This is a genomic window from Sphingomonas horti (assembly GCF_009753715.1).
GTDB classification, from domain to species: domain Bacteria; phylum Pseudomonadota; class Alphaproteobacteria; order Sphingomonadales; family Sphingomonadaceae; genus Sphingomonas_B; species Sphingomonas_B horti.
The window spans coordinates 89618-101428 of sequence record NZ_WQMS01000020.1 but is presented as its reverse complement, the minus strand read 5'-3'; the positions used below and the strand labels follow the sequence as shown (position 1 = coordinate 101428).

10 protein-coding genes are annotated in these 11811 nt (G+C 67.5%); 2 read left to right on the top strand and 8 right to left on the bottom strand.

Annotated elements, in window-relative coordinates:
- Positions 1–108: 108 nt before the first annotated feature.
- Entirely contained in the window at positions 109–1473 is a 1365-nt protein-coding gene (locus GON01_RS15950) for a sensor histidine kinase (protein WP_157028463.1), read from the top strand.
- Between the two features lie 78 nt (positions 1474–1551).
- Positions 1552–3576, top strand: a complete 2025-nt coding sequence (locus GON01_RS15945) for a M13 family metallopeptidase (protein WP_157028376.1) — start codon at positions 1552–1554, stop codon at positions 3574–3576.
- Between the two features lie 155 nt (positions 3577–3731).
- Here the strand turns inward: GON01_RS15945 and GON01_RS15940 are convergent, their stop codons facing one another.
- From GON01_RS15940 to GON01_RS15905, 8 genes are all read right to left on the bottom strand, one after another.
- Positions 3732–4352 carry a glutathione S-transferase family protein gene (locus GON01_RS15940; protein ID WP_157028375.1) on the bottom strand — a complete coding sequence of 207 codons (621 nt, stop codon included), beginning with the start codon at positions 4350–4352 and terminating at the stop codon, positions 3732–3734.
- 47 nt (positions 4353–4399) lie between these two features.
- Positions 4400–5263 carry a dienelactone hydrolase family protein gene (locus GON01_RS15935; RefSeq protein WP_157028374.1) on the bottom strand — a complete coding sequence of 288 codons (864 nt, stop codon included), beginning with the start codon at positions 5261–5263 and terminating at the stop codon, positions 4400–4402.
- Positions 5264–5278: 15 nt separating this feature from the next.
- Entirely contained in the window at positions 5279–7345 is a 2067-nt protein-coding gene (locus GON01_RS15930) for an alpha/beta hydrolase family protein (RefSeq protein WP_157028373.1), read from the bottom strand.
- A gap of 73 nt (positions 7346–7418) precedes the next feature.
- A complete protein-coding gene (gene rbfA, locus GON01_RS15925; RefSeq protein ID WP_181600286.1) occupies positions 7419–7817 on the bottom strand; it encodes a 30S ribosome-binding factor RbfA in 399 nt (132 codons plus the stop codon).
- Between the two features lie 3 nt (positions 7818–7820).
- Positions 7821–8195, bottom strand: coding sequence for a helix-turn-helix domain-containing protein (locus GON01_RS15920; protein WP_157028372.1), 375 nt, complete (start codon positions 8193–8195; stop codon positions 7821–7823).
- A complete protein-coding gene (locus tag GON01_RS15915) occupies positions 8192–8443 on the bottom strand; it encodes a type II toxin-antitoxin system RelE family toxin (RefSeq protein WP_181600285.1) in 252 nt (83 codons plus the stop codon). The genes GON01_RS15920 and GON01_RS15915 overlap by 4 nt, the downstream gene beginning before the upstream one ends.
- A gap of 56 nt (positions 8444–8499) precedes the next feature.
- Positions 8500–11046: a translation initiation factor IF-2 gene (gene infB / locus GON01_RS15910; protein WP_157028371.1), complete on the bottom strand. Its 2547-nt coding sequence runs from the start codon at positions 11044–11046 to the stop codon at positions 8500–8502.
- Positions 11039–11797: a DUF448 domain-containing protein gene (locus tag GON01_RS15905; RefSeq protein WP_157028370.1), complete on the bottom strand. Its 759-nt coding sequence runs from the start codon at positions 11795–11797 to the stop codon at positions 11039–11041. The genes infB and GON01_RS15905 overlap by 8 nt, the downstream gene beginning before the upstream one ends.
- Positions 11798–11811 lie beyond the last annotated feature (14 nt).

Below are 11811 nucleotides of genomic sequence, written 5' to 3'. Positions count from 1 at the left end.
CTCCACCGCGCTCCGCGCGGTCCCCCTCCCCTCGCCAATGCGAGGGGAGGATTTGTGAGCAAGCCCCTCACAGCCAACCGCCGCACTACCGGCTCGCTCTCTCGGCGGATGATCCTGATCGCGGCGGCGTGGATCAGCCTGTTGCTGCTCGGTGGCGGGCTGGCGCTGGACCGGGTGCTGTCGAACGCTGTCACCCGCAATTTCGATGATTCGCTCAATTATGTGCTGACCGCGATGGTCGCCTCGGCAGAGATCGGGCCGGCGGGCGAAGTGCTGCTCAACCGCCCGCTCGGCGACCAGCGCTTCCTGGAGCCCAATTCCGGCCTCTACTACCAGATCAGCGGCGGCGGCTTCGAGGCGTTCCGTTCGCGTTCGCTCTGGGACCGGTCGCTGAAGGTGCTGCAGAAGCACAACGACATCGACGTCCACACCTATGACAGCAAGGAATTCCACGACGAGCCGCTGCGCATCCTCGAACGCGACGTGATCCTGCCGGGATCGCCGGTGCGCTGGCGCTTCCAGGTCGCGCAAAGCCGGACCGCGCTCGACGACCAGATCAACGTGCTGCGCCGCACGCTGGTGCGCAGCTTCGCGCTGCTCGGCCTCGGCCTGATCGTGCTGGCGGCGCTGCAGACCTATTACGGCCTGCTTCCGCTCCGGAAGGTGCGCAAGGCGATCGCGCGGATGCGTTCGGGCATCGCAACCCGCGTCGACGAGCCTTTGCCCAACGAGCTCGCGCCGATGGTCGAGGAGCTGAACGACCTTCTGGAGCATAACGAGAAGCAGGCGGAGGAGGCGCGGCGTCACGCCGGCAACCTCGCCCATGCGCTGAAGACGCCGCTGACCGTGATCATGAACGCGGCGACCGCCAACGCCCCCGATCTGCCCGACACCGTCTGCCGCGAAGCGACGACGATGCGCCGGCAGGTCGACCACCATCTCGCCCGCGCCCGCGCGGTCGGCCGGCGCGGCCACGCGCACAGCCGCTCCGAGGTCTGGCCCAGTCTCGAAGCGGTCGAGCGTGCCGTCGCGCGCCTTTATCCGGACGTGCGCATCGACATTGCCGGGCCGAAGGACCTGGTCGTCCATGTCGAGCGCCAGGACCTGGACGAGCTGCTCGGCAACCTGATCGAGAATGCGGCCAAATATGGCGGCGGCAGCGTGTTCGTCACCGTTTCCGCCGATGCCGGCTTCGTCGAGTTCCAGATCGAGGACGATGGCGTCGGCATTCCGGAGGAGAAGCGCGCGCGGCTGTTTTCGCGCGGCGCCCGCCTCGACACGTCGAAGCCCGGCACCGGCCTTGGCCTCGCCATCGTCCGCGACGTGGCCGAAATCTATGGCGGCACCGTCGGCCTGGAGGACAGCGAGGACCTGGGCGGGCTGCTAGTCCGGCTGCGCTTGCCGGCCGCCGCCGAGGAACCGGAGCCGCCACGGTCCAGCGCTATTCGATCAACGTCGAACAAGCGCCGATGAACGTCACGTGCCCGGTTTGCGCCCTGCCGTCAAATCGCTAGTTTCGGCTATCACTCTCTAGAGTCGGGGATTCCACGAATGAAGTCACGTATCCTGCTCGGCGTCGCGGCGCTGGCGCTCTCCACGGTCGCGTTCGCGGCCGGCAAGCCGCAGCTCGGCGATTTCGGCTATGACGCGTCCGGCATGGACAAGTCGGTCGCGCCGGGCGACGATTTCTACAAATTCGCGAACGGGAAGTGGGACGAGGCGACGCCGATCCCGGCCGACCGTTCCAGCTGGGGCGGGTTCGCCGTGCTGCGCAACCTGTCCGACGAACGGACGCGCGAGGTGATCCAGCAGGCGGCCGCCACCAAGGGCGCGCCCGGCAGCAACGGCCAGAAGGTCGGCGACTTCTATTCGAGCTTCATGGACGAAGCGGCGATCGAGGCGAAGGGCCTCGCGCCGATCAAGCCGGAGCTCCAGGCGATCGCGGCGCTCAAGACTCCTGCGCAGCTCGCGGCCTGGATGGGCGACGCGAACCGCAGCGGCATCACCGTGCCGATCGGCGTGATGGTCGAGCAGGACCTGAAGGACAACAGCAAATACGCGGTCTATGTCGGCCAGGGCGGCCTGGGCCTGCCGGACCGCGATTATTATCTCGACGACAGCAATCCGAAGTTCGTCGAGGCCCGCGGCAAGTACAAGGCGCATGTCGCGGCGATGCTGAAGCTCGCCGGAATCGCCGATGCCGACGCGAAGGCTGAGCGCATCTTCGACCTCGAGACGAAGATCGCGAAGACGCACTGGACGCGCGCGCAGTCGCGCCAGATCGAGAAGCTCTACAACCCGGTCGCCAAGGCCGAGCTGGCGACCAAGATGCCCGGCCTCGACTGGGCGGCCTACCTGAAGGCCGCCGGCATCGACCAGCCGCAGCTGATCGTCGCGCAGCCCAGCGCCGTGACCGGCACTGCCGCGCTGATCGCGTCCGAGCCGCTGTCCGTCTGGCAGGATTATCTGACCTATCACGCGCTTTCCAACGCGGCGCCGGTGCTGCCGAAGGCGTTCGTTGCCGAGGATTTCGCGTTCAAGGGGACCACGCTGGCCGGCACGCCGCAGCTGAAGGAGCGCTGGAAGCGCGCGGTCGACATGGTCAATGGCGGCATGGGCGAGGCGGTCGGCCAGCTCTATGTCGCGAAATACTTCCCGCCGGAATCGAAGGCCAAGGCCGAGCAGCTGGTCAAGAACCTGATCGCGGCGATGGACATGCGCCTGCAGCGGCTGGAATGGATGGCGCCCGAGACCAAGGCGCAGGCGCGCGACAAGCTCGCCGCCTTCACCTACAAGATCGGCTATCCGGACAAGTGGCGCGACTATTCGAAGCTGGAGATCAAGGCCGGCGACGCCTTCGGCAATGCGGACCGCGCCGCCCGTTTCGAATATCAGCGCAACCTCGACAAGATCGGCAAGCCGGTCGACCGGACCGAGTGGGGCATGACCCCGATGACGGTCAACGCCTATGCCAATCCGCTGATGAACGAGATCGTGTTCCCGGCCGCGATCCTGCAGCCGCCCTTCTTCGATCCGAATGCCGACGATGCCGTCAATTACGGCGCGATCGGCGCTGTGATCGGGCACGAGATCAGCCACCATTTCGACGATCAGGGCCGCAAGTTCGACAAGAACGGCAATCTGGCCGACTGGTGGACGCCGCAGGACGTGCAGCGGTTCAAGGCCTATACCGACCGCGTCGTCGCCCAATATGGCGGCTATGAGCCGCTGCCGGGCAAGCATGTGAACGGCGAGCTGACGCTGGGCGAGAACATGGCCGACCTGGCCGGCGTGAACGTCGCCTATGATGCGTACAAGATCTCGCTCGGCGGCAAGGAAGCGCCGGTTCTCGACGGCTGGACCGGCGACCAGCGCTTCTTCCTCGGCTTCGGGCAGGTCTGGCGCGCCAAGTATCGCGATCCCATCCTGCTGCAGATCCTGACCACCGACCCGCACACGCCGGGCAATTGGCGGCCCTATGTCGTTCGCAACCTCGACGCCTGGTACAGCGCGTTCGACGTGAAGCCGGGGAGCAAATATTACCTGGCGCCGGACCAGCGCATCAAGGTCTGGTGAGGCGCTGAATCCCTCTCCCTGGGGAGAGGGCGACTCGCGCCGGCGGCGCGAGCGGGTGAGGGGTTATGGAGCGTCCGATTGGCCTCCCGATCCCCTCACCCCGGTCGCGCGCGGCGCGGCGCGACTTTCTCCCTATGGGAGAGGTGTTCCGTTCCTCAAGCCGCCATTGCCTTGTCGTCGATCTCCCGCGCCTTCACCGCCGCAGGCCGGCCCATGATGCGCGCAAGATACGCATCGAAATTCGGCCGCTTCGGCAGAGTCCCGAACTGCGTGCCCCAGCCGATATGCGAGCCGACGAACACGTCCGCCGCGCTGAACTTGCCGCCCGCGATATATTCATTGGCACCGACCAGCTCGTTCAGCGCGTCGGCCGTCGCGTCCAGCGTGCCATATCCCACCATGGGCCGGCGCTCATCCGGCACTTCGACATTCATCGCCTTGTTCGTGGTCACGGCTTCCAGGGGTCCGGCAGCGAAGAACAGCCAGCGGTAGTAAGGGCCGCGATCCTTGCTCCCCACCGGCGGTGCGAGACCGGCTTCGGGAAACGCATCGGCAAGATAGGCGCAGATCGCCGCGCCTTCGGTGACAATGGTCGCGCCATGCTTGATCGCCGGCACCTTGCCCATCGGATTGATCGCCAGATAGTCCGGCGCCTTCATCGTCGAGGCATAATCGAGCAGCACCGTCTCGTACGGCGCACCCACTTCCTCCAGCATCCAGCGCACGATCCGCCCGCGGGACATCGGGTTGGTATAGAAAGTCAGCTGGTCCGCCATCGTCGTTCTCCCTGTGATTCGAATGAGAACATATCAGGAACGAAATGTCAGGCCAATTTGGATTTGAAGAATTCCATCGTCCGGCCCCAGGCCAGCTTGGCTGCGGCTTCGTCGTAACGCTCGGACGAGGTGTCGTTGTTGAACGCGTGGTTCGCGCCCGGATATTCGTAGAGCGTCACGTCCTTGCCCGCCGCTTTCAAGGCGTCGACGAACGGATGCACCGTCCCCGCGACGCGCTGGTCCAGCCCCGGCAGGTGGATCATCAGCGGCACCTCGACCTTCGCTGCCTCGGCCGGATCGGGTGCCGGACCGTAATAGCTGACCGCGGCCGCCAGGCCGGGCGCGCCGGCGACCGCGATCCGGTCGACCATCGCCCCGCCCCAGCAGAAGCCGACGATCCCCGCCTTGCGGCCTTGCGCGAAGCGGCCGAACGCCGATTGCACGTCCTTCACGCTTGCCGGCAGGTCGAGCGCGCCGATCATCGACCGCGCCTTGTCCTGATCCTCCGGCGTGCCGCCGACCGGCGTCAGCAGGTCGACCGCGACCGCCTGATAGCCGGCCAGCGCCACCCGCCGCGCGACATCGCGGATATGGTCGTTGAGCCCGCGATTTTCGTGGATCACGACCACCGTCGCGCTGGTTTTTCCGGAAGCAGGCTCGGCGACATAGGCGCTCATCGCCCGGCCCGGGGCGCTGTCGCAGCGGTCGGTGCGGGTCTTCAGCCGCTTGTCGTCGGGCGGGATCATCGCCGCCGCCGCGGGCGAGGCCGCGATGCCGGCGATCAGCGCGTCGGCCGCCGCCGTGCTGCCGGCGAGCAGAGTCATCTCGCGCAGGAAGCCGCGCCGATCGCGGCCTTCATGGGTGTAAGCGTCGTACAGTTCGATCGCGCGCTGGCGCAGTCGTTCGTCCATCTTCGCTCTCCCTTGTTATTGCGTGGCGGCGGAAGCTCCCTTGCTCCGATACCGGTCGAACCATGCCAGGATCGCCGACGCCTTCGCCGCCGATTGCGACGGTCGCGCGGCGATGGTGCCGTGCGCCGCTCCGGGCACCTTCACGAAAGCGGTGGGGACGCCACGCAGCTGCAGCGCCGCATAATATTGCTCGGCCTCGCTATCCGGGGTGCGGTAATCCTCCGAGCCGACCACGACCAGGGTCGGCGTCTTCACATTGCCGACCAGAGACAGCGGCGAGCGCGCCCAGAACGCCTGGTAATCCTCCCACGGATAGGCGCCGAACCAATAGCGCGAGAAATAGGCCGGATTGTCGGACGTCAGCGCGAAGCTGGCCCAGTCGATCACCGGCTTCTGCGTCGCCGCGGCCTTGAACCGGTCGGTCTTGCCGACGATCCACGCCGTCAGCACGCCGCCGCCCGATCCGCCGGTGACGAACAGATTGTCCGGATCGATCGTGCCGCCGGCGATCGCGGCGTCCACTGCGCTCATCAGGTCGCCATAATCGTCGCCCGGATATTTGTGGTGGATCAGGTTTGCGAATTCCTCGCCGTACGACGTCGATCCGCGCGGATTGACGTACAGCACCGCATAGCCCGCCGCCGCATAGAGCTGATCGTCGGTCGAGAAATGCGGGCCATAGGCGGAGAATGGGCCGCCATGGATTTCGAGAATCAGCGGGTATTTGCCGCCGGGCGCCGGTGTCGGCGGCGTCACCAGCCAGGCATCGACCTTGCGCCCGTCGGCGGCGGTGACCGCAAGCGGCTGCACGTTCGCCAGCGTCTTCGCCCCGAGCAGATTGTCGTTGAGGCTCGTGAGCTTGCGCTCGCCGCCTTTCCAGACCGATACGTCAGGCGGCCGCTGTGCGGTGCCGCTGGTGAAGGCGATCGCGCCCGCCGGCGATACGCTGAACGCGCCGCCTGTATAAGGGCGATCGATTTCGGAGCCGGCAAGGTTGCTGGCCAGCGGCGCCATGCGCCCGTCGAGCCCGACCCGCGCAAGCTTCGTCAGGCCGTTATCGTCATACTGGACGATCAGGCTGTTGTTGCCGCTCCAGCGCGCCTGGGAAATGCTGCGGTCGAGGCTGCCGGTCAGCACCCGCGAATTGCGGCCGTCCGGGTCCATCACCGACAGGCGCGCATTCTGGTAGCCGAGATTCTTGTCGTCAAAGCCGATATAGGCGACGTGCCGCCCGTCGGGGGAGACGACCGGGCTGCGGTCCGGCCCGCGCCGGTCGGTCAGCGGCGTCACCGCGCCGGTATCCACGTTCAGCGCATAGACCTCGCTGTCGAGCGGCTGGCGCTCCCAATCCGCCTTGCGGTTGGTGCTGAAATAGAGCGTCTTGCCGTCGGGTGCCCAGCTGAGCGGCCCACCATCGTCGATCTGCCCATAGGTCAGCTGGCGCGGGGCGCCGCCGTCCGCGGGGACCACGAAAATATGGTCGAAGCCGGGCTTGGTGTAGCCGCCCTCGTCCGTCCGGTACTGGACCGTGGTGATGACCTCCAGCGGCTTCGCCCATTGCGCGCCTTCGGGCTTCGGCCCGGGCGCCTTGCCGAGCTTCGGCTCCTCGCCGGGCACGCGCATCAGATAGGCGATGCGGCTGCCGTCCGGCGACCAGGAAAGCGCGCCGGGGCTGTCGGGCAGGCCGGTGATCCGCGCCGTCTGCCCGGTGGCCATCCAGCGGACATGAAGCTGGGGCGAACCGCCCCCATCGCTCGATACATAGGCCAGCCGCTTGCCGTCCGGCGACCAGCGCGGGCTCGAATGGGATCCTGAACCCGCCGCGAGCGGCGACTGCGCGCCGGTGCGCGTGTCGACCAGCCAGATCGTCGAGCGGGCGCGATCGGTCATGATGTCGTTGGAGCGCCGCACATAAGCGATCTGCGATCCGTCCGGGCTGATCTGCGGATCGCTCGCCCATTCGAGCCCGAACAGGTCCCGGCCCTGGAAGATCGGCGTCGGCCCTTGCGGCGGGGTGGCGGTCTCGGCGGAGGCGGGGAGGGAAAGGGCGAGCAGCGGCAGGAATGCGAACCGGCGGAGCATCAGGCAGCCTCTTATGTTTTCGGAAGGCCGCACTGTGCGCAGAATTGGCCGCCGTTCAAGGGCCGGCGCCGGATTATTCCTCGTCCGCCTCCAGGTCGCGCGCGACGTCGGGACGGCGGAGGATCGCGTCGATATGGCTCGCTTCGTCGAAGCTCTCGTCGGGCAGGAATTTCAGTTGGGCGGAGAATTTGAGATTCACCCGCCGCGCCACTTCCCCGCGCAGGTATTTCACGTTGCGCTTCAGCGCGTCGATCACATCCTTCTCGTCGGCGCCGAGCAGCGGCTTCACGAACACCGTCGCGTGCCGAAGGTCCGGCGACATCCGCACTTCGGTCACCGACACGCTGTGCGACGCGAGAACGGGGTCGTGCACGTCCCCACGCATCAGGACTTCCGACAAGACATGCCGCACCTGCTCGCCCACGCGAAGCAGACGGACGGACCTTGTCTCAGGAGTGGCGTTGTGGCGCACGGGTCACGCGTCCGGGAGGATGTCGTCGACGGATACACGCAAGGCATCGGCCAGGGCGCGCCAAAGTGCGGGCTTGCCTTGCGCCTTGCCATTCTCGATGTCCGACAGCGTGGCCTGGCGTGCTTTGGTCGATACGGCGAGTTGGGCGAGAGTCATGCCTCTATATTCACGCCAGACTCTCAGAGGATTGTCGCCGGATAGGATGCGGTCGACCATTTCGCAGGGAAGATATTCCTCGCCCTCGATCCGCCGCTGCTCCGCCTGCGAAGCCGCAAGCGCATCGGCCTTGTCCTCGGCGATGTCGAGCAATCGCTGATAGTCGGCGATCGGCAGCATCGCGATCTTCTGTCCGGCAATCTCGACGATCTGTACGGTCATGATCGGTCCTCATACGCAGAGCCGCGCGGCGCGATGTCATCGATCCAGAGAATCTGATCCTCGATACGGAAGATGATTCTCCAATCCTGCACGCGCAAACGGTATTCGGGCCGGCCCTGCAAGCGTATCACGTTCGCACTCACCGACAGCGGATCACGCCCAAGATCGTCGATCTTCTCACGTATCAGCTGCCGCTTGTTCGACCGCGCGAGCGCCCTCAACGCCGACTTCGAGAAGCGGATTTGCACGCCTGCATCCTACTCGTCCGTAACTCCCGCGGCAAGCGAGAGTTACGGATGTCGTATCAAAGCGTCCGCTCGCGCAGCTCGACTTCGAACGTCTCGACGAAATCGCCCGGCTTGATGTCGGTCGTGTTCTCGAACGTGACGCCGCATTCCAGGCCGGCGCGGACTTCGGCCACGTCGTCCTTGAAACGCCGGAGCGATGCGATCGCGCCGTTGTAGATGATGACGTCGTTGCGCGTGATGCGGGCCTTGAGCGCCTTGCGGATATAACCTTCCGTGACGAGCAGGCCGGCCGCCTTCCCGTGCTTGCCGGCGCTGAACACCTCGCGCACCTCGGCGCGGCCGACGACGTGCTCGATCGATTCCGGGCCGAGCTGGCCGGCCATGCCGGCGCGGATCTCGTCGGTCAGGTGATAGATCACGTCGTAATATTTCAGCGCGACGCCATCGCGGTTCGCGATCTCGCGCGCCTTGGCGTTCGCGCGGACGTTGAAGCCGATGATCGGCGCCTTGGACGCGCTTGCCAGGATCACGTCGCTTTCGGTGACGCCGCCCACGCCCGAATGGAGGATGCGGACGCGGATGTCCTCCGTGCCGATCTTGTTCAGCGCGCCGACGATCGCCTCGACCGAGCCCTGCGTGTCGGCCTTCACCACGACCGGATATTCGATCGCCTGCTTGTCGCGCAGCGCCGAGAACATCGATTCCAGCGATGCCGGTGCAGAGGTCGTGCGCTTCTGCTGGATCACGCCGGCGCGATAGGCGGCGACCTCGCGGGCACGCGCTTCGTTCTCGACCACGGTCAGCTGGTCGCCGGCGCCGGGAACGCCGGACAGGCCGAGCACTTCGACCGGAACCGAGGGCCCCGCTTCCTTGATGTTGCGGCCCTTGTCGTCGACCAGTGCGCGCACCTTGCCGCTTTCCGCGCCGACCACGAACACGTCGCCCACGCGCAGCGTGCCGCGGCCGACCAGGATCGTCGCGACCGGGCCGCGGCCCTTGTCCAGCTTCGCCTCGACCACCGTGCCTTCGGCCGGCCGGTCGGGATTGGCCTTTAGCTCGAGCAGCTCCGCCTGCAGCTGGATCTTCTCGATCAGATCGTCGAGGTTGGTCTTCTTGAGCGCGGAGACTTCGACGTCCTGCACGTCGCCGCCCATGTCCTCGACGATGACCTCGTGCTGCAGCAGCTCCTCGCGGACCTTCTGCGGCTTGGCCTCGGGCTTGTCGATCTTGTTGATCGCGACGATCATCGGCACGCCGGCCGCCTTGGTGTGGTTGATCGCCTCGACGGTCTGCGGACGCAGCCCGTCATCGGCAGCCACCACCAGCACGACGATGTCGGTGACGTTGGCGCCGCGCGCGCGCATCTCGCTGAACGCTTCGTGGCCCGGCGTGTCGAGGAACGTGATCTTGTCGCCCGACTTCACCGTCACCTGATAGGCGCCGATATGCTGGGTGATGCCGCCCGCCTCGCCCGCCACCACTTCGGTGCCGCGCAGCGCGTCCAGCAGCGACGTCTTGCCGTGATCGACATGGCCCATGATCGTGACCACCGGCGCGCGCGACTGCAGCGACTCCGCCGCGTCCACGTCCTCGGTCGACTGGATGTCGATGTCCGATTCCGACACACGCTTGATGCGGTGCCCGAACTCGGTGACGAGCAGCTCGGCCGTGTCCTGGTCGATGGTCTGGGTCAGCGTGACGGGCATGCCCATCTTGAACAGCGCCTTCACCAGGTCGGCGCCGCGCTCGGCCATGCGGTTGGCGAGCTCGCCGACGGTGATCGCCTCGGGCACCACCACGTCGCGGACCTGCTTCGCCTGGGGCTGGCCATAGCCCGACATATGGGCGCGGCGCTCCTTCTCCCGCGCGCGCTTCAGCGCGGCGAGCGAGCGGGCGCGGGCGCCCTCGTCGTCGGACAGGGCACGCGTGACGGTCAGCTTGCCCGACTGGCGGCGATCGTCGCCGCCGCGGGGGCCCGGACGCGCCGGGCGGGCCGGCGGCTCGGGCCGGCGCGGCGCCTGGACCGGCGTGAAGCGGCGGGGCGCCGGCGACGCGGCGCGTTCCTGCGACGGCGCCTCCTCGGCGGCCGGCGCGGGTTCCGGTTCGGCAGGCGCTTCCTGAGCGCGTCGCGCTTCCTCTTCGGCCTGCTTGCGCGCTTCTTCCTCGGCGCGGCGATTCTCTTCGGCGCGGCGGCGCTCTTCTTCGCTGGCCTGGGTCCGCGCCTGCTCCTCGCGGCGGCGGGTCTCCTCCAGCGCGGCCATGCGCGCTTCCTCGGCTTCGCGAAGCAGGCGGGCCTGCTGTTCGCGCCGCTCCAGCGGCGTCATCGGCCGGCTGGGTTCCGGCGCGGCGGGACGCGCGGGCGCGGCCGGCGCGGCGACGGGCGCGGCCGGGGCCTTGGCGACCTCAGGCTCGGGCGCCGGCGCCGCTTCCGCCTCGCCCGGGCGGCCGAGCGGCACGCGCCGGCGCTTCACCTCGACGACGACGGTATTCGAACGGCCGTGGCTGAAGCTCTGCTTGACCTTGCCGGTCTCGACCGTGCGCTTCAGGCCCAGAGGCGCCCGCGCGCCCAGCTTCGGCTTTTCCTTGTTGTCGATATCACTCATGAACCGTCGTCAGTCCTTCATTCGCAGCAGGCGCGGCCGCGTCCGAAGACGCAGCAGCGGCGATTGAACCCTGCGGCACCGTTTCGCAAGGCCGTTCGCCTGAGCCAAATCCGATAAACCTGTGCCAGCGGGCGATGACGTCGCCCACTCGCCGGGCAGCCCCCGGGTCCGTCACGGCCACATGTACCACATTCTCGCGGCCCAGGGCAGACGACAATATGGTGCGCGGCGCGGCAATTACGAGGCCCTTCAGCCCGCTTCCCTCGGCATCGCTGCCGACGCGCAGCGCCTGGTCCAGCTTGCGGTTGCCGTCCTCGCCGGCATCGGCGGCATGGAGCAGCAATGCGACCTTCCCGGCCCGTGCGGCCGTCTCGATCCGCTCGCCGCCGGTGACGATCGTGCTCGCTCGCGCCTCAAGGCCGAGCCGGTCGAGCGCCGCGCGCTCCAGCTGCCGCTCGATCTGCTCGGGCAGGTCCGCCGAAACGGTCAGGTCGCGGCGGCGGAAGGCACGGAACAGCGCCGATTTCAGCTTGCCGCTGTCGATCGCGCGCTGCAGCGCCTCGCGGTCGACGCCGATCCAGGCGCCGCGCCCCGGCGCCTTGGCGCGCACGTCCGCCAGCACTTCGCCTTCCGGCGACAAGACCAGGCGGATCAGCGACGCGCGATCGACCTTGTCGCCGGTCAGCACGCACTTGCGCTCGGGTCCGTCCTCTTTCCCCTCCCGCTTGCGGGAGGGGTCAGGGGAGGGCATGCCTCCACCTGCGG

Excerpts from the sequence above, each read along its gene's own strand:
- GON01_RS15930 (WP_157028373.1), bottom strand. The coding sequence starts at position 7,345 with ATGCTCCGCCGGTTCGCATTCCTGCCGCTGCTCGCCCTTTCCCTCCCC.
- GON01_RS15920 (WP_157028372.1), bottom strand. The coding sequence starts at position 8,195 with ATGACCGTACAGATCGTCGAGATTGCCGGACAGAAGATCGCGATGCTG.
- GON01_RS15940 (WP_157028375.1), bottom strand. The coding sequence starts at position 4,352 with ATGGCGGACCAGCTGACTTTCTATACCAACCCGATGTCCCGCGGGCGG.
- infB (WP_157028371.1), bottom strand. The coding sequence starts at position 11,046 with ATGAGTGATATCGACAACAAGGAAAAGCCGAAGCTGGGCGCGCGGGCG.
- GON01_RS15935 (WP_157028374.1), bottom strand. The coding sequence starts at position 5,263 with ATGGACGAACGACTGCGCCAGCGCGCGATCGAACTGTACGACGCTTAC.
- GON01_RS15905 (WP_157028370.1), bottom strand. The coding sequence starts at position 11,797 with ATGCCCTCCCCTGACCCCTCCCGCAAGCGGGAGGGGAAAGAGGACGGA.
- GON01_RS15950 (WP_157028463.1), top strand. The coding sequence starts at position 109 with ATGATCCTGATCGCGGCGGCGTGGATCAGCCTGTTGCTGCTCGGTGGC.
- GON01_RS15945 (WP_157028376.1), top strand. The coding sequence starts at position 1,552 with ATGAAGTCACGTATCCTGCTCGGCGTCGCGGCGCTGGCGCTCTCCACG.